Here is a 16,976-nt window from a genome sequence, read left to right on the forward strand (position 1 = left end):
CTGACTTTAAATTTTAAAGTGCTCCATCCCATAATAATTGCTTTTTGGTTTATTAATCTGGATGCAAGTTCAGCATTTAAAAACAGATAATGTTTAAAATTATATTAAACCTTTATTAAAATTAAACTTTTAAGCGATTATTATTTTTTTGCCTATCTGTGGTATTATTATCAGTGGCATACCTTTAGCCTCTGATGCTGCTTTTACACGCTTAACAGGCTCATCCCAGTCGTGCAGCGAAAGGGCAAACTTACCCCAATGTACCGGCAGTAGTGCTGCTGCTTGTAAATCTGTAGCAGCTTTTACGGTTTCTTCGGGCATCATGTGTATATAAGGCCATGCTTCATTATACTGTCCGCATTCCAGTATCGCCATATTAAAAGGGCCGTATTCTCTCCCAATTTGCTTAAAGTGATTTCCGTAACCAGAATCCCCACCAATAAAAATACGGTAATTAGTACTCATTAATACAAAGGCCGACCATAGTGTACCATTTCTTTTTAAACCCCTTCCTGAAAAATGCCTTGCAGGAACTGCCGTAATATTCATATCACCATCTAATTTTACCGTATCTCCCCAGTCTGTTTCTTTAATTATTTCAGGCTCAAATCCCCATCTTATTAAATGTGATCCAACACCAAAGGGCGTTATAATGTTGTTTATTTTTGGTTTCAGCGCGGTAACTGTTTGATAATCCATGTGGTCCCAATGGTCATGCGTTATAATAAGATAGTCAACTTGTGGTATATCATCAGCGGTATAAATATCTGAACCTTTAAAGCTCTTATTAGTTCCGGGTACAGGGGAAGCATTGCCGCTAAAAACAGGATCTACCAATATTTTTAAGCCGTTAACCTGAATAAGGTATGAAGAATGGCCGAACCATATAATACAATTTTCTGTAGCCTGTAAACTATGCAAATTGGTTTTTATTGAATTTACCGGATGCGGAGGCTTTACGTTTTTGCTTTTACGGAATAAAAAGGTAAAAAGTACCGATATAAAGTTTTTTCCCGGGGCAAGGGCAGGAGTATCTTCCAGATTAAAAAAACTGCCGTTTTTATAGTGCGGCGATTTTTTGAGTATTGCTTTATGCCGCCGTGAGGGCTTTTTTCCGAAATCGGATTTACTGAAATAGAGCGCAAAGAAACAGCACAGGAACAACAATGAAAGCAGCAGGTACAGCATTTATATAATTGTTAAAAACTGATTAAAAATACAGATTATTTTTTTATGCAAGTGATTTGCATTTGTATTACCTTTGAATAAAAATCCACCTGTCCGGCTATGAAAATCCTGTTTTTGTTTGTCTTATTTACTGCTGCGGGTTTTGCACAAACCAGTAATTTTTTTGTTAAGCAAAACGGCCTTATATGGGAAAACGTCTTTATAACTGATAAAAAAGATATTGCAGACTTAATAAAAAAGCACCCCAGGCTGGTTATAACAGCTTCTGAAGGTAGCACTTATAAAGGGCATGGCTCTGAAGTAAAGCATACCTGCCCTGATACTTCTCCGTTTATGGAAAAAGAGCTAAGCTTTGATTTTGAGATAGTAATAAGCGAAGGTAAATATCGTGTAACTATCAGTAATATCAAATATACCAGTAATGGTAAAAAAGGAGCTAAGGCCATTATAAAGCCGGAAAGTATGTGGCTTTCTAACGGGAATATAAACAAGAATTACAATAATGATTTTGCCTGCCTTAACAGCTACTTTAACCGGATATTTACCATGGCTTCGGTTTATAAGAATAAAAGTTAGCCATTACTTTGGCAGATAAATTAAAACGTCGGTTCCTGAATTTTCCCTGCTTATTGCCGTTATATGCCCGTGGTGGTTTTCTACTATTTTGCGGCACAGCGCAAGACCTATACCTGTTCCTTTAGCGCTGTTATCAAGCCTTTCAAACATCTCAAATATACGTTCGCTGTATTTGTTGTCAAAGCCTCTGCCGTTATCTCTGATAGTGAATTTATAATAGCTGATATCCTGCTGTAATTGCTTAAAAGCGGCAATTTCCGCTACCGGCGCATCTTCACTAAAAATGTCAATTACAGGTGTACTGTCATTAAATTTTATAGAGTTGCTTATCAGGTTATAAAATAACTGGTATAATTGTATACTTATACCTTTAATTTCCGGCAGGCCGCTGTTGTTTATTACTGCATTTTTATCATTTATGATAAGTTCCATGTCTGTTATAACATTATGCAGTGTAGCATTAAGGTTAATATCTTCAAATAAAGACTCTGCCGTTGTGCGCGTATATTGCAGTATTTCTTTAATAAGCTTTGACATCCTTTGGGTAGCATCGGTAATTTTATCAGCATAAACACTTGCTGCCTCAGGCGAATTTATTTTTGATTTAAGCATTCCGGTAAAAACCTCTACCTTACGTATTGGTTCTTGTAAATCGTGAGATGCTATGGATGCATATTGTTCCAGAGCTTTATTTTTTTGCTCCAGCTCTGTTGTATATTGTTTTATTCTTTCTTCAGAGAGTTTTCGTTCAGTAAGGTCGCGGGTAACTTTAGTAAACCCTACAACATTGTCTTCATCATCATGCACTGCAGTAATTACAACACTTGCCCAGAACCTGCTGTTATCTTTTCGCCTGCGCCATCCTTCATGAACTACCCTTCCTTTCAAAAAAGCTTCTTCAATAAGCATATCAGGTAACTTGTTTTCTAAATCATTCTGAAAATAAAATTCCCTGAAGTTCTTGCCTGTAATTTCGTCGGCAGTATAGCCTTTTATTTTTTCCGCACCTTTATTCCAACTTATTATATTGCCCTCTTTATCAAGCATTATAATGGCATAATCCTGTACTTCATCAATCATCTTTTCATATCGGCTCTGCACTTTTTTGTTGTAGAGTTCCTGCTTTCGCTCGTTCTCTAATGCCTGCATGCGCAACTGGTAGCGTTGCGTAATATCTATGTGCATATTAAGTACACCAATCAGCGTTCCCGACGTATTAAATATTGGCTTGGGTAAAGGTTGAATATAACGTTTTAACCCTTGCGCATTTTCAAGGATAATTTCTTCTGTAAAAGGTTTACCATATTGTAACGTTTTTGCCATTGGAGTCTGGTCCGACGGAAGAGGCTGGCCTTCTATAGTATAAGCCCTCCAGCCTGTAAAATAAAGATCAGTACCAATTTCCGGGCTAAACCCCCAAAAAGCAGATGCAGCTTTATTATAATAGGTTATTTTTCCTTGGGCATCGCAGGTATATATAACAGCGGGAAGAAATTCCATGAGCCTTGAAAAGTACTCTTCTTTAATAAGTGATATATGCCTGTCATCTGTTGCAGAATCTTCAGGATCATTAAATATACCGGTATACCTATCCATTATTGTATCATTACAAACAAGTCAAATTTAATCAAGAACATCCGTATTTTTAACAACTCTTATAAATAATTTAATTAAACTCTTTACTAAACATTAATTAATATTTTGTTAATGTTATGTAGAATTTTATTTGTACCTTAGTATCAAATATTTAAGAACTCTTATATTATTTTTTATCACCATGGAAAATAGTACAGCTTAAAAAGGACTTATAAGTCCTTATAATGAATATCCGCAATAAATTTGTAAAAAAAGGACTATGAAAAACTTTAATATAATACTATCTGCCATTACTTTTATCGCTGCAACGGTGTTACTGATTGCAGATTTTCCTAACCTTACCACCTTTAACGGGATTATTTTCTTTTCGCTTATAATTGTATTATTACTAATCTGTATTACGGGGCTAATTATAAACCTGCCCAGTATTTCGTTTAGAAGGCGTAATAAATTCAGTATTAGTTATGATAAATATTAACTGTTTTTTATAACGCATCGTTTTTTAAATTTTTTACTTTAGGTATAGTGAAACTTAATAAACAGCGCTATGGAAAACTCATCAGGAAAAGAATTTAAAGAAGGGGAGGCAAACAAAAAAGCTACCGAAAAAATGGCAGCTAATGACCAAAGACAGGATAAGGAATATATGCGACAGCAAAATGACCTTACTCAGTCTGAAAACCCGGAAGAAAATAGTGGTAATATAACTGAAAATACAGCACCGGGAAATACCAATACGCTATCAGAGAAAGAGCAAAATAAAAGAAGGCTTGAAGATGAAGAAGACAGCGACTTTGGTATTGAATAAGTTCCAGACAACCATTAAATAGAAAAAGCTCCGCAATTGCGGAGCTTTTTTATTGAGCCTGTTTATTTAGCTTATTTGCTCTGGCCTTTCATTTCTTTTTCTATCATATCATAGAACTGGTCAATTTTAGGTAGTACCAGTATCCTTGTCCTTCTGTTGCGTGCCCTGCCTTCGGCAGTAGTATTGGCTTCTAAAGGCACATACTCACCACGTCCTGCAGCAACAAGCCTTTTAGGATCAATACCATAATCCTGTTGCAGTATCCTAACTATAGATGTAGCACGCTTAACACTTAAGTCCCAGTTGTCCTGTAGTACAGGGTTGTTAATAGGCACATTATCAGTGTGGCCTTCAACCATACATTCAAAGTCCGGCTTATCTTTTACTATAGCGGCAACTTTACCTAAAATTTCTTTAGCCCTGTCAGTAACTTCATACCTTCCGCTCTTAAACAGCAGCTTGTCGGCTATAGAGATATAAACAACTCCTTTTTCAACATTTACTTCAATATCCGGGTCGTTAACACCAACAGCTCTTTTTATACTTGTAACAAGCGCAAGCGTAACAGAGTCTTTACGGGTAAGGGCATCCTGAAGTCTTGAAATTTTCAGGTCTTTTTCTTTAAGGCTTTCTAAAGACTTTTCTATTGTTTGTGCGCCTTTTGTAGATAGTTCAGCAAAATTGTCTTTAGAAACTTTTAAATCAGTATTTGCCTGCTTAAGGTCTTCTATGCGGGCAGCCATGCCTTCTTTTTCAGCAAGGCACGTGTTCAGCTTAATAGTTGCTGAGTTAAGCATATCCTGTATTTCCTTATTTTTTGCCTCCAGTTCGGCAATTTTCTTTTTAGAACCGCAGGATGTTAGCGTTAACGCTGCCAGTGTTAGTGTCAGAATGGTTCTTTTCATAAAATGTCTGTGTTTAGATTTGTTACAAAATTAGTTAATGCTGAGAATAAGATCGATTAAATTGATTATAAACTCTTGTTAAAAGTCAGCAAAAATCTTGCCGTTGCATATAAAGTATTTATGGACTATGCTTTTAATTTTATAATAATTACTGTAATGCTTTGGCTGTCTTTTATTTAAAAAATAAAATAATTTCAAATAAAAATAAACGTGCGATTTTAAAACAGCCCAAAGGTGTGCAAACTGTCCTTTTGTAAGGAAACGGATGCCCGCAAGGCCGTCCATACCAAGCCGCAGGAACAGTATTGGGAACAGTTGCCCTGCCGGCAGGTTTTTAAGCATCATCCAAAGCGAATTTCTGAAATTTAAAAATGTTTTTTTAGGGCTGCTGTTTTTAAGTGTCGCCCCGCCCATATGATATACTACCGACTGATAGCAAAACCTCACCTTATAATTACGGTTAAATGCTCTCCAGCAAAGGTCGATTTCTTCCTGGTGGGCAAAAAAATCTTCATCAAAACCTCCAAGTTCCCTAAATACATTTTTCCGGATAAAAAAACACGCTCCCGATGCCCAGAATATTTCACTTTCATCATTATACTGTCCGTTATCTTTTTCCAGTGTGTCAAATATCCTTCCTCTGCAAAACGGGAAACCATATTTGTCTATAAATCCTCCGGCAGCACCGGCATACTCAAAATACTCACGCTTGTAATAGTCAAGTATCTTTGGCTGAATAATTGCTGTTTCAGGATCTCTTTCAAATAAGTCTATAGCAGGTTGCAGCCAGCCTTTGGTAATTTCTACATCAGAGTTTACCAGTACATATATATCTTCTTCAACTGCCTGTAACGCTTTGTTATAACCTCCGGCATAACCCAGGTTGCCGTTATTTTGTATTATCCTTACTTCAGGAAACTGCTCTTCGAGCATTACAACAGAGCCGTCAACTGAAGCATTATCTGCCACATAAACAGTGGCTTCAGGCGAATGCTTTATAACACCCGGTAAAAGGGCTTCCAATAGTTCCTTTCCGTTCCAGTTCAGTATAACAACAGCAATGCTTTTCATGATTGTAATTTGTATGGCGGAAGTTCTTTTAAAAAGATATATTTTTCCTGCTCATAATCCATACTGCAAAAGTAGTGGTTTATTCCGTTAGTAACCATCATATATTGTGCTTTAGCCGCCATATTATAACGGGCTATCTGGTCAAATGTTATCTGGGTTATGGGTACACTTGTTGCTTTGCATTCCACTAAAAGAAAAACACTGCCATCGGGGTTATATACCACTATATCATATCTTTTGCTCAGTCCGTTTATTTTAAGTAACTTCTCTACGTTGAGATATGATTTCGGGTACATAAGATCATTCAGTAAATATGTAACAACATGCTGGCGAACCCATTCTTCAGGGGTAAGTATCACAAACTTTTTGCGGACACCATCAAAAATAGCGAGCTTATTTTCACTATTTTTGAATCGAAAAGTATAGTCAGGAAAATTAAGCTTTTGCATAGCGCAAAGGTACTTTTTTCCTGATAAAAGCAACACTTAAAAGTACAGCGGTTTGGATGAAGTTTTAAAAATTGTAAATGAAATTAAGAACGGTATTATTAAGCCTGTTTACTTTTTTATGGGTGAGGAGCCATACTACATTGACAAGCTGACCGAATACATAGAAGACAACATACTTTTGGAAGAGGATAAGGGCTTTAACCAAATGGTGTTATATGGTAAAGATGTAACCATTGAAGAGGTCGTTGCCAATGCCAAGCGTTACCCTATGATGGCTGATAGGCAGGTGGTTATTGTTAAAGAAGCGCAGGAACTATCCCGAACCATAGAAAAGCTGGAAAGCTATGCCGAAAACCCGCAGCCTACAACCGTTCTTGTTTTTGCTTATAAGTATAAAACACTGGATAAACGCAAAAAACTGATTAAGAACGTTGCAAAAAACGGGGTGGTTTTTGAAAGTAAAAAAATGTATGAAAACCAGGTTGCCGACTGGATAAAGCGTGTATTATCGGGCAAAGGTTATGGTATAGAGCCAAAAGCTGCCGCAATGCTGGTAGAGTTTTTAGGTAATGACCTGAGCAGGATAAGCAATGAGTTGGATAAACTTGCTATAATATTACCTAAAAGCCATATTATAACACCTAAAGATGTAGAAGATAATATTGGCATCAGTAAAGACTATAATATTTTTGAACTGCGCAAGGCAATAGGGGAGCGCGACCAGTTAAAGGCTTATAAAATTGCTAATTACTTTGCGCAAAACCCTAAAGATAATCCGCTGGTTATGACTACAGGGCTTATTTTCGGATTCTTTTCGCAGTTGCTGCAATACCACGGGCTAAAAGATAAAAGCCCCGGCAATGTGTCAAAAATGCTTAGGGTTAACCCCTATTTTCTTAAAGATTATGATATAGCGCTACGCAATTACCCTATGAAAAAAGTAAGCGCCATTGTAGCCGCCCTGCGCGATATTGATGTAAAAAGCAAAGGTGTAGGAGCAAATGCAGTATCGCAGCATGACCTGCTGAAAGAGATGCTGGTAAAGATTTTTAATTAGCGCATATATTCACGATATTTGCACACTTATAAAAATACAGATAGTAACATCATGGGAATGAATAAAAATACCATCTTTGGGTGGGCCTCTTTTATAATGTTCCTTATCGGCACCGCGCTTGTGCTTTTAGGGGTACTGAAATATAAAGATTATGCAATAGGGTTTTCTACGGTTGGTATAGGTTTTTTTGCCATATCATGGGCATTTAATGCGCTAAAAGGCAGAGTATAGTAACAGCAAACAATTGAAAAATAATATATGAGCGACGATAAGAAAGTAATATTTTCCATGTCCCGTGTTAGTAAAACCTATCAGGGGGGCAATAAGCAGGTTTTAAAAGATATTTACCTTAGTTTCTTTTACGGGGCTAAAATCGGTATTCTGGGTCTTAATGGTTCGGGTAAGTCAACATTGCTAAAAATCATTGCAGGGGTAGATAAAAGCTACCAGGGCGATGTGGTTTTTGCACCGGGCTATACAGTAGGCTACCTGGAGCAGGAGCCAAAGCTTGACGAAAGCAAAACGGTTATAGAAATTGTGCGCGAAGGCGTAGCCGAAACAGTAGCTGTTTTAGATGAGTTTAATAAGATAAACGATATGTTTGGCCTGCCGGAGGTATATGAAGATGCCGACAAAATGCAGAAGCTAATGGACAGGCAGGCAGAACTTCAGGATAAGATAGATGCCCTTGGTGCATGGGAGCTTGATACCAAGCTGGAAATAGCCATGGATGCCCTCCGCACACCGGATCCTGACACGCCTATAAATGTGCTTTCGGGTGGTGAGAAAAGGCGAGTTGCCTTATGCCGCCTGTTGTTGCAGCAGCCCGATGTTTTACTGCTTGATGAACCTACCAACCACCTTGATGCAGAGAGCGTACTGTGGTTGGAGCAGCACTTGCAGCAATATCAGGGTACGGTTATAGCCGTAACGCACGACCGTTATTTTCTTGATAATGTGGCAGGATGGATACTGGAATTGGACAGGGGAGAGGGTATTCCGTGGAAAGGGAACTATTCTTCCTGGCTAGACCAGAAAGCCAAACGCCTTGAGCAGGAGGAGAAAACAGCAAGCAAGCGCCGCAAAACACTTGAGCGTGAGTTGGATTGGGTAAGGCAGGGCGCTAAAGGCCGCCAGACCAAACAAAAGGCGCGTTTGCAAAACTATGACAGGCTTTTAAACGAAGACCAGAAACAGCTTGAAGAAAAGCTGGAAATCTACATCCCTAACGGGCCAAGGCTTGGTACTAACGTTATAGAGGCTAAAGGCGTTGCAAAAGCTTTTGGTGACAAGTTGCTGTATGATAACCTTAACTTTACATTGCCGCAGGCGGGTATAGTGGGTATTATAGGGCCTAACGGTGCCGGTAAAACCACTATCTTTAAAATGATAATGGGAGAGCAGGAGCCTGATAAGGGTGAGTTTGCAGTGGGTGATACCGTAAAGATTGCTTATGTAGATCAGTCACACTCTAACATAAATCCTGAAAAAACCATTTGGGAAAACTTTGCCGACGGGCAGGAGCTTGTAATGATGGGCGGAAGGCAGGTTAACAGCCGTGCCTACCTGAGCAGGTTTAATTTTAGCGGCAGCGACCAGAATAAAAAAGTAAATACACTTTCGGGTGGTGAACGTAACAGGCTTCACCTTGCCATGACACTTAAAGAAGAAGGTAACGTATTACTTTTAGATGAGCCTACTAACGACCTTGATATTAATACATTAAGGGCTTTAGAAGAAGGCTTGGATAACTTTGCGGGCTGTGCTGTTATCATATCGCACGACAGGTGGTTCCTGGACAGGGTATGTACCCACATACTTGCTTTTGAAGGTAACTCTGAAGTATATTTCTTTGAAGGCAGCTTCTCTGAATATGAAGAAAACAGGAGAAAACGCCTTGGTGGTGACCTTACACCTAAGCGTATTAAATACAAAAAACTCGTACGTAATTAATTTTTTTGCGTGCAATCCATAAAAAAAGCCTCATCTTTATTTAGATGAGGCTTTTTTGTTATCTGTATTTGTCATGAAGCCCTTTGCCTTTTAATATACCTTCTAAGCATTTTTCAAGCCGTAAGAGCTTCGTTTCTTCACGTTTTGCACTTTCTATATGCTCGCAGTATTCTCTTTGCTTATAAGGTGTCAGTTGTTGAAATGCTGCCGCAAGTTCATTGTTTTTATCGAGGGAGTCCTGCAAAAGTACAGGTATTACCGTTTGTTTCTTTTCAGGCTTTATTTCCAGCCCAGCTTTTTCAACCTCAACAGCTTCCAGGATATATTGCAGTACCAAATTTCTGTTTATATCTTCTTTGCTGCTAAACCGCCATTGCCGCAATGATTTGGTGTTTTCTTCATTTGCATTTACCAGCATACCTGCTTCATCACGAAGAAAAACACCTTTAAAAAACCAAAGCGTAAAGTATTCTTTAAAGCCACCAATACCAACGATGTTTTTGCCATTATAGGTATAAACAATCCCGCCCCACTTAACTGTTTCTGTGAGTCCTGCTTCATCTGCAATGCCCTTCAGTAAATTTATTTCATCTTCCCAAAGGTGGTTTCGCTGCCATTGGTTGCTTTCCTGTTGTTTAGCCATTATAGTTTTTAGCAGTAATTTCAGCTATACGCACAATAACCTCAACAGCTTTTTGCATGCTTTCTACAGGGACATACTCATATTTGCCATGAAAGTTATGTCCGCCTGCAAAAATGTTAGGGCAGGGTAGCCCCATATAGGATAGCTGACAACCGTCGGTACCGCCACGTATAGGCTTTATTATAGGCTCAATGTTCAGTTCCTTCATTGCCTGTTCGGCAATATCTACTATGTGCATAACCGGTACAACTTTTTCTTTCATGTTGTAGTACTGGTCTTTAACCTCTGCAATAGCTACAGGCTCGCCAAATTGTTCTAAAAAGTCGTTGCTTATCTCTTCGGCTATTTTCTTGACTGTTTCCTTTCTGGCTTCAAACTTTTCTTTATCGTGGTCGCGGATGATAAGCTGAACTGTAGTTTCTTCTATACTGCCGTTAATGCCTGTAACATGGTAAAAACCTTCATATCCTGTAGTCTTTTCAGGTATTTCATTTTCAGGCAGTGTGTTAATAAAGCGGCTTGCCAGCAGCATAGAGTTAATCATTTTACCCTTTGCATAACCAGGGTGTACGCTCTTCCCTTTAAAGGTAATTTTTGCACCTGCAGCATTAAAGTTTTCATACTCAAGTTCACCTATCTGGCTGCCATCCATAGTATAAGCCCAGTCTGCACCAAACTTGGCAACGTCAAACTTATGGGCACCCCTGCCAATTTCTTCATCCGGTGTAAAGCCTACACGAATTTTACCGTGCTTTATATCCGGGTTTTTGATAAGGTATTCCATTGCAGTTACAATTTCTGTAATACCCGCTTTATCATCAGCACCTAAAAGGGTAGTACCATCGGTAGTAATTAAAGTTTGCCCTTTGTATTGCAGAAGGTCTTTAAAATAGTTTGGCGACAAAATAATGTTCTGCTCCTGGTTAAGCATAATATCGCCACCGTCATAATTTTCTATAATTTGAGGCTTTATGTTTGCCCCTGTAAAATCAGGTGTGGTGTCAAAATGCGAAACAAAGCCTATAACAGGTACATCATGTCCTACATTAGAAGGCAGTGTGGCCATTATATAAGCATTTTCATCTATGGTTACATCTTCCATGCCTATGGCCTTAAGCTCTTCTACAAGTTTATGGGCTAAATCCCATTGCTTTGCGGTACTTGGTGTTGTGTCAGAATTAGGATCAGATTCGGTATCAACTGTTACATAGCTGATAAAACGGTTTATAATGTGCTGCATTTTTTTTATTTTATATAATAAAGGAGCACAAAGTTAACGATTAATTTATTTTTTTGTGGCCAAATCCTGTTTAAATAGGCAGATTTATCGTAAAAACAGCTCCTCTTCCCGGAGATGATTCTGCCCTTATATAACCGTTGTGCTGCTCAATAATTTTTTTACAAATACTAAGCCCGATACCGGTACCTGCATACTCATTCCTGCCATGAAGCCGTTGGAACATCTTAAAAATTTGTTTGCTGTATTTATCTTCAAATCCAATACCATTATCTTCAAATCGTATTTCGGTATATTTCTGTTCAATATTATTGCCATTAAAGTCTTTAATATCAAAACCCCGCACTGTTTTACAGCTAATGCTTATAACCGGATTTTCTTTACTGTACTTTAAGGCATTACTTAAAAGATTACCAAACAACTGGTTCATGTGCAGCGGTATAGCATTTACCACAGGAAGCCTTTCTGCATTAATGACAACATTCTTTTCAGTTATGGCAAGTTCATAATCCTGCAGTACGCCATCAAGTATTTTACTCAGGTCGGTCGGGATATACTCTTCTGTGTCAGAGGCGAGCCTGCTGTAGGTCAGTACGTCCTGTATAAGCTGTGACATGCGCCTTGCAGATGTATCTATTTTCGCAAAATACTGGTCGTTCTTTTCAGGGCTGCCTTTATCCTTAATTATATTTATAAAGGTCCTTATTTTACGTAGTGGTTCCTGAAGGTCGTGGCTTGCTACATAAGTTAGCGACTCTAACTCTTTATTGCTTTGCTCCAGCTCCAGGTTTTTTTGCGCCAATAAAATATTCGACTTGTTAAGCCTCTCTGTACGGTCATTAACCATAGCTTCCAGCTTCTCGGCAAATACTTTCTGCTCATGAACATCTGTAAGCGTTCCTACCCATTGCGATATTGCTCCTTTTTCATCATGCAGTGCCACGGCACGTGCCAGGTGCCAACGGTACATTCCGTCTGAAGCCCGCTTCATAAGGAAGGATACATCGAGCCCTTCACCGGTATTTACACACTGCATCCAGTCATTATATACCTCCTGTAGCATATCAGGTTGTATAACCGCTTGCCAGCCGTTACCTTTTGCTTCTTCAAAAGTAAGTCCTGTGTAGTCATAAAAACGCTGGTTATAGTATACCAGCATACCTGTGCTGTCTGCCCTGAAAGCAATATGTGGCATTGTTTCCAGTATCAGCATTAGGTCTTCCTCGTTTTGCTCTTTTATTTTAGACGTTAAATATTCATCTGTAACCTTGTTAACCAAAGCTACTACACCTGTTATTTTATTATTCTCTACCAGTGGCTGGTAAACAGAGCTATAGTAATTAGTTTCGGTTTTGCCATTAAGTGTAAGTGTTACCGGCAGGTTATTGTGTGCGTGCTTATCTCCTGTATGCAGCACATGTAAAAGATTTTCCTCTACATAAGAACCTTTAAGCTCAGGCATAATTTCGGTCATATTCCGGCCTTCTATATGCACACGCTGCATACCAAGTATTTCGCAATACCTGTCATTAACAACATCAATTTTTAAATTCTCGCCTTTAAAAACAACAATGCCTATTTGTGCCTGATGTATAAGATTGCGGAATTTATTTTCACTATCCTCAATTTTCTTGCGTGCCTGTACCTGTGCAGTAATATTTTCGGCAATAGCTATAATACCTGATATTAAACCGTTCTCATCATGCAGTGGTTGCAGCGCAATTTTTAAATATAATTGATGTACTTCTTCTCCAATACTGATATCAAAGCGTTTCTCATCTTCCGTATAACTCTTTCCGTTAATATAAACATCGTTTAGTATTTGCCTGTAATCTCCCTCATTAATTAGTGGTAATACTTCAAGAACGGACTTGTTTTGCAGGTCATGTTTATCTGCATTCCACATTTTTAATGCCTCATCATTAGCCATTTCAATGATAAAATCGTTTCCTTTTAAAATCATTATGGCTATTGGTACCTGGCTGAAAATAGTTTTTATCTGGTTGCGGATGTGGTTCCTGCTCTTACTGATGTTAATATGAGAACGTATGCGTGCCATAAGTTCTTTAGATGAAAATGGCTTAACCAGATAATCATCTGCACCGGTTTCATATCCATGGATGCGTGATTCTTCCCCCGCACGTGCAGTAAGTAATATTAAAGGTAATACGGCAGTTTCAGGATTGCTCTTGATTTCTTTTACCAGTTGCAGCCCGTCCATTACAGGCATCATTATGTCACTCAGTACAAGCGAAATTTTATGCTGCTTAATTTTTTCCAGCGCTTGCTTGCCATTTCGTGCTGTTACAACATTGTAGTTTGACCTGATAATAGATTTAATATGATTGCGCATGTCATCATTATCATCAACTACAAGTACTGTATCTGTAACAGGATATACTTCTTCCTGGCTCACTTCTGTTTCGTCACCTTCCGGATTGGTAAGCAGCTTTATTTCTTTTGTGTGCTTATCAGTTAAATATATATCTTCTGTAAAATCATTTTCTAAAACCTGTTCATCCGGCAGGTGCTTATTTCCAAAAGGTATGGTTACTGTAAAAACAGTGCCTTTACCTTCTTCACTTTCAACAGTAATATTTCCGCCATGCTGTAATATAAACTCCCTTATCATGCTCAGCCCGATGCCCGAGCCTTCAAAACTGCGCCCGGCACTGTTGGCAATGCGGTGAAAACGGGTAAACATCTTAGGAAGTTCATTTTTAGGTATTCCTGTTCCCGTATCCTCAACTTCTATTTTAAACTGGTCTCCATCTTCTTTAATGTTTACAGATATCTTTCCTCTTAAAGTATATTTGTAAGCATTTGAGAGCAGGTTAAAAATAATTTTCTCCCACATTTCCCTGTCAAGGTAAACGTTACGGGTAATCTTGTCACTGCTGACTATAAATTCTATCCCTGCCCTTTCTATAATGGAGCGAAAGTTTGAAGCAAGGCTCATTGTAAAAGCGGCAGCATCCATAGGTATATACTTTGCTTTGATCCTGCCACTTTCTATCATGCTGAAATCAAGCAGCGTGTTTACCAGCTTTAATAGCCTTAGCGCATTTCTATGGGTTGTTTCTACAGATTTACGCTCACCCTGCTTAAGGCTTCCGTTTTGAAGCATATCTTCAAGCGGGCCCAGCATAAGGGTTAAAGGCGTACGGAATTCATGGCTTATATTGCTGAAAAAAGCTGTTTTTGCCCGGTCTATTTCAGCAAGCTCCTCTAAACGTTTACGTTCGTTTTCTGCTGCAGTAGCATTTTGCAACGCTGTTGCCACCTGGCCCGATACCATTTCAAAAAAAGTGTAATAGTCACTGTCAAGCCTGCGGGTAGGGTTAAGCCCACAAATCAATAAACCTGCCTGTACATTGCCCGAAAGTGTAAGGGGCAATGCTATTGCCTGCTTAATTTGCTGACCGGCAAGCCCTTCAGGAAAAAGGTCGGGTTCTGTAATTTCTATTATTTCTACCTGCCCCCCCTGCATAATATCAAGAAGCTTTTTGTCATTTCCGGTTTCGCGGTAGGAAATATTTTTAGGAAAAACACTTTCGGTACATTTTTCAAGACCAACACGTTGCACAACTTCCATATTGTTATTGTTGTGGAGGTAAAATATTGCAAACGGAATGTCTTCGCTATTTTTAGAAAGTATTGCAGCAGCAGAAGCACATGCTTTCGCCGGGGTTTTCTCTATAAGCGACTTGGCAGCAAGCTCAGATAAGGTACCGTTTCGCCTCGCATTAAGTATTTTTGAAGTAGTTTCGAAGTTCGGACAAAATAATCCGCCTACTTTGCCTGATTCATCTATAACAGGACTGTATGAAAAAGAAAAATATACTTCTTCCAGTAAACTGCCCCTCTTCATAAATAGCTGAACATCTGTATTATTAGATGACTTACCCTCTTTATATACTTTATCTGAGAGCGGGCCGCAGATGTCCCATATTTCTTCCCACACAACAGATGCAGGCTTACCCAGCGCCCATGGGTGCTTATCTGTACCCAAAACATCAATGTAGGCATCGTTATATAAAAAAAGATTTTCCGCGCCCCACCCAATCCAGATAGGGTTTTGCGAATTCAGCATCAGGTTTATAGTAGTTTTAAGGCTTTGCGACCAGTTCTTTATTGGCCCCAGTGAGGTTGAATCCCAGTTATGATTCCTGATTAATTGCCCTAACTGCCCGTTTGATGAAAGAAAGTCCGGCGTTACATTATTATCCTCAATTGTCATACAGGCGCATGTATAATTATTCTTAGCAATTTTATATCAAATATAGTAAAACGAAGATACACATCAGATTATGCACTACCTTATTTTAGGTAAAGATTATAAATAGTTAAACATTCTTTTTGCGATGTTTATCCATTTTAGGTATAGCGGTAAAAACTATTATGATTTAAGCATGTGCAGCTCTGTTTTTAAATTGGATCTTGCTTTTAACCCGAATTTTTCCCTGAAGTAAACTGTTTTAAAAATGTTTTCCATTTTAAGAAAGTGCTGGATTACTTTTCTTCTTCCCGGTTTATAAACCAAGTCAGGGTATAAACCATATTCTTTACGAATGTTACGGCAATAAGCATCATATTCTTCTTTGCTGCTGCCCAATATGCTCAAGTCGGCATCAAGCAACAAGTTGGTGTCTGCACAATCTGAAGTTTCATGTTTCTTTGTGGCAATTATATGTTGGGAACACAAAACAATCTTTTCTTCAGGAAAATCAATAGCTTGTAAACGTTCTGCGGCAGCCTTTGCACTGTTTTCTTCATTTTGTTTTGATGTAGCATCATAAACAAAATCATGATAAAATAAAGCAAACAGTAAACTATCGGCATCTTCTGCCTTATGTAATACGGGTTCAATAACATTTAGCATATACTGCAAATGCATTAGATTATGATAATAACGCCTTTTTGCAGAATAGTGCTCTTTTAGTTCCTGCCAAAGTTCTATCGCTTTATCTTCGTTATTGGCATATTTTACGACAAGGCCACAAAATGTATCTTTTAAGTCCATTATACAAGTGCTGAAAATTGTGTGAGTGCGGCTTCCCAATGCTGTTTCATCTCTTTCCTCTGTGATGAATCGGCTAATTTTTCCTGATGAAAGCTTATTGTAGTTCCTGTTTTGGCAGCTATAAACCGGATTTGAACCAGCGACTCATTATCCCAATTCTCTTTTTTGTATGTAAACCTTACATGAGAGAACTCTTTAACAACCCTTACAGTGCCGGTTATGGCATTACCCGTTTTGTAAGGTGAGCCCTTTACAGTGCGAAGATCAGTATCATAACCCAGCCATATTGCCATTCCCTTACCCGAAAATACAAGTTGCCATGCCTCTTGCAGGCTGATCGCAAATGTTTTTCGTACTCCCGCCTGGTAGGTACTGTCTTTAGTTTGTCCTGTAGATTGAATCATAATTTTTTAGTTGTTGGTAATCTCCTTTATCGTTATCGGGAATTTAAGTAAATTTGCGCCAACAAC

General features: G+C 38.6%; 16 protein-coding genes. 6 read left to right on the plus strand and 10 right to left on the minus strand.

What is annotated here, in order from left to right:
- Positions 1 to 129: 129 nt before the first annotated feature.
- Positions 130 to 1,188 carry an MBL fold metallo-hydrolase gene (locus tag Q0K96_RS01895; protein ID WP_297332313.1) on the minus strand — a complete coding sequence of 353 codons (1,059 nt, stop codon included), beginning with the start codon at positions 1,186 to 1,188 and terminating at the stop codon, positions 130 to 132.
- A 99-nt stretch (positions 1,189 to 1,287) separates the two neighbouring features.
- Between Q0K96_RS01895 and Q0K96_RS01900 the strand changes: the two genes are divergently transcribed.
- A complete protein-coding gene (locus tag Q0K96_RS01900) occupies positions 1,288 to 1,764 on the plus strand; it encodes a hypothetical protein (protein WP_297332314.1) in 477 nt (158 codons plus the stop codon).
- 3 nt (positions 1,765 to 1,767) lie between these two features.
- Here the strand turns inward: Q0K96_RS01900 and Q0K96_RS01905 are convergent, their stop codons facing one another.
- On the minus strand, positions 1,768 to 3,360 hold the full coding sequence (locus Q0K96_RS01905) for a PAS domain S-box protein (RefSeq protein ID WP_297332315.1): 1,593 nt from the start codon (positions 3,358 to 3,360) through the stop codon (positions 1,768 to 1,770).
- A gap of 259 nt (positions 3,361 to 3,619) precedes the next feature.
- Here Q0K96_RS01905 and Q0K96_RS01910 point away from each other — a divergent pair, with 259 nt between their 5' ends.
- On the plus strand, positions 3,620 to 3,838 hold the full coding sequence (locus Q0K96_RS01910; protein WP_297332316.1) for a hypothetical protein: 219 nt from the start codon (positions 3,620 to 3,622) through the stop codon (positions 3,836 to 3,838).
- A gap of 69 nt (positions 3,839 to 3,907) precedes the next feature.
- Positions 3,908 to 4,168 (plus strand): hypothetical protein, encoded by a 261-nt coding sequence (locus Q0K96_RS01915; protein ID WP_297332317.1) that lies wholly within the window; start codon positions 3,908 to 3,910, stop codon positions 4,166 to 4,168.
- Between the two features lie 71 nt (positions 4,169 to 4,239).
- On the opposite strand, the gene Q0K96_RS01920 is transcribed toward Q0K96_RS01915, so the two are convergent.
- The 3 genes from Q0K96_RS01920 to Q0K96_RS01930 form a co-directional block, all read right to left on the minus strand.
- Positions 4,240 to 5,073: an OmpA family protein gene (locus Q0K96_RS01920; protein WP_297332318.1), complete on the minus strand. Its 834-nt coding sequence runs from the start codon at positions 5,071 to 5,073 to the stop codon at positions 4,240 to 4,242.
- Between the two features lie 78 nt (positions 5,074 to 5,151).
- Positions 5,152 to 6,144, minus strand: a complete 993-nt coding sequence (locus tag Q0K96_RS01925) for a glycosyltransferase family 2 protein (protein WP_297332319.1) — start codon at positions 6,142 to 6,144, stop codon at positions 5,152 to 5,154.
- Positions 6,141 to 6,593, minus strand: coding sequence for a type I restriction enzyme HsdR N-terminal domain-containing protein (locus Q0K96_RS01930; protein WP_297332320.1), 453 nt, complete (start codon positions 6,591 to 6,593; stop codon positions 6,141 to 6,143). The genes Q0K96_RS01925 and Q0K96_RS01930 overlap by 4 nt, the downstream gene beginning before the upstream one ends.
- A gap of 52 nt (positions 6,594 to 6,645) precedes the next feature.
- On the opposite strand from Q0K96_RS01930, the gene holA reads away from it, so the two are divergent.
- Genes holA through ettA form a run of 3 tightly spaced genes read left to right on the plus strand, consistent with a single transcriptional unit; the run spans position 6,646 to position 9,603 of the window.
- Positions 6,646 to 7,650 carry a DNA polymerase III subunit delta gene (gene holA / locus Q0K96_RS01935; protein WP_297332321.1) on the plus strand — a complete coding sequence of 335 codons (1,005 nt, stop codon included), beginning with the start codon at positions 6,646 to 6,648 and terminating at the stop codon, positions 7,648 to 7,650.
- A gap of 51 nt (positions 7,651 to 7,701) precedes the next feature.
- Positions 7,702 to 7,881 carry a CAL67264 family membrane protein gene (locus Q0K96_RS01940; protein WP_223052293.1) on the plus strand — a complete coding sequence of 60 codons (180 nt, stop codon included), beginning with the start codon at positions 7,702 to 7,704 and terminating at the stop codon, positions 7,879 to 7,881.
- A 27-nt stretch (positions 7,882 to 7,908) separates the two neighbouring features.
- Positions 7,909 to 9,603 (plus strand): energy-dependent translational throttle protein EttA, encoded by a 1,695-nt coding sequence (gene ettA, locus Q0K96_RS01945; RefSeq protein ID WP_297332322.1) that lies wholly within the window; start codon positions 7,909 to 7,911, stop codon positions 9,601 to 9,603.
- 58 nt (positions 9,604 to 9,661) lie between these two features.
- Here ettA and Q0K96_RS01950 read toward each other — a convergent pair whose 3' ends face one another.
- From Q0K96_RS01950 to Q0K96_RS01970, 5 genes are all read right to left on the minus strand, one after another.
- Positions 9,662 to 10,246, minus strand: coding sequence for a YdeI/OmpD-associated family protein (locus tag Q0K96_RS01950; RefSeq protein ID WP_297332323.1), 585 nt, complete (start codon positions 10,244 to 10,246; stop codon positions 9,662 to 9,664).
- Positions 10,239 to 11,486, minus strand: a complete 1,248-nt coding sequence (gene pepT / locus Q0K96_RS01955) for a peptidase T (RefSeq protein ID WP_297332324.1) — start codon at positions 11,484 to 11,486, stop codon at positions 10,239 to 10,241. The genes Q0K96_RS01950 and pepT overlap by 8 nt, the downstream gene beginning before the upstream one ends.
- 70 nt (positions 11,487 to 11,556) lie before the next feature.
- Positions 11,557 to 15,723 carry an ATP-binding protein gene (locus Q0K96_RS01960; protein WP_297332325.1) on the minus strand — a complete coding sequence of 1,389 codons (4,167 nt, stop codon included), beginning with the start codon at positions 15,721 to 15,723 and terminating at the stop codon, positions 11,557 to 11,559.
- A 159-nt stretch (positions 15,724 to 15,882) separates the two neighbouring features.
- Entirely contained in the window at positions 15,883 to 16,506 is a 624-nt protein-coding gene (locus Q0K96_RS01965) for a hypothetical protein (RefSeq protein WP_297332326.1), read from the minus strand.
- The gene (locus tag Q0K96_RS01970) at positions 16,506 to 16,910 is read right to left on the minus strand and encodes an SRPBCC domain-containing protein (RefSeq protein WP_297332327.1); all 405 of its coding nucleotides are present in this window, start codon (positions 16,908 to 16,910) and stop codon (positions 16,506 to 16,508) included. Before Q0K96_RS01970 ends, Q0K96_RS01965 begins: the two co-directional genes overlap by 1 nt.
- Positions 16,911 to 16,976 lie beyond the last annotated feature (66 nt).

It is taken from the genome of Flavobacterium sp., assembly GCF_024305175.1.
Classification (GTDB): Bacteria; Bacteroidota; Bacteroidia; order Flavobacteriales; family Flavobacteriaceae; genus Flavobacterium.

Excerpts from the sequence above, each read along its gene's own strand:
- Q0K96_RS01950 (WP_297332323.1), bottom strand. The coding sequence starts at position 10,246 with ATGGCTAAACAACAGGAAAGCAACCAATGGCAGCGAAACCACCTTTGG.
- pepT (WP_297332324.1), bottom strand. The coding sequence starts at position 11,486 with ATGCAGCACATTATAAACCGTTTTATCAGCTATGTAACAGTTGATACC.
- Q0K96_RS01910 (WP_297332316.1), top strand. The coding sequence starts at position 3,620 with ATGAAAAACTTTAATATAATACTATCTGCCATTACTTTTATCGCTGCA.
- ettA (WP_297332322.1), top strand. The coding sequence starts at position 7,909 with ATGAGCGACGATAAGAAAGTAATATTTTCCATGTCCCGTGTTAGTAAA.
- Q0K96_RS01970 (WP_297332327.1), bottom strand. The coding sequence starts at position 16,910 with ATGATTCAATCTACAGGACAAACTAAAGACAGTACCTACCAGGCGGGA.
- Q0K96_RS01900 (WP_297332314.1), top strand. The coding sequence starts at position 1,288 with ATGAAAATCCTGTTTTTGTTTGTCTTATTTACTGCTGCGGGTTTTGCA.
- Q0K96_RS01915 (WP_297332317.1), top strand. The coding sequence starts at position 3,908 with ATGGAAAACTCATCAGGAAAAGAATTTAAAGAAGGGGAGGCAAACAAA.
- Q0K96_RS01930 (WP_297332320.1), bottom strand. The coding sequence starts at position 6,593 with ATGCAAAAGCTTAATTTTCCTGACTATACTTTTCGATTCAAAAATAGT.
- Q0K96_RS01940 (WP_223052293.1), top strand. The coding sequence starts at position 7,702 with ATGGGAATGAATAAAAATACCATCTTTGGGTGGGCCTCTTTTATAATG.
- Q0K96_RS01905 (WP_297332315.1), bottom strand. The coding sequence starts at position 3,360 with ATGGATAGGTATACCGGTATATTTAATGATCCTGAAGATTCTGCAACA.
- Q0K96_RS01920 (WP_297332318.1), bottom strand. The coding sequence starts at position 5,073 with ATGAAAAGAACCATTCTGACACTAACACTGGCAGCGTTAACGCTAACA.
- Q0K96_RS01960 (WP_297332325.1), bottom strand. The coding sequence starts at position 15,723 with ATGACAATTGAGGATAATAATGTAACGCCGGACTTTCTTTCATCAAAC.
- Q0K96_RS01895 (WP_297332313.1), bottom strand. The coding sequence starts at position 1,188 with ATGCTGTACCTGCTGCTTTCATTGTTGTTCCTGTGCTGTTTCTTTGCG.
- Q0K96_RS01965 (WP_297332326.1), bottom strand. The coding sequence starts at position 16,506 with ATGGACTTAAAAGATACATTTTGTGGCCTTGTCGTAAAATATGCCAAT.
- Q0K96_RS01925 (WP_297332319.1), bottom strand. The coding sequence starts at position 6,144 with ATGAAAAGCATTGCTGTTGTTATACTGAACTGGAACGGAAAGGAACTA.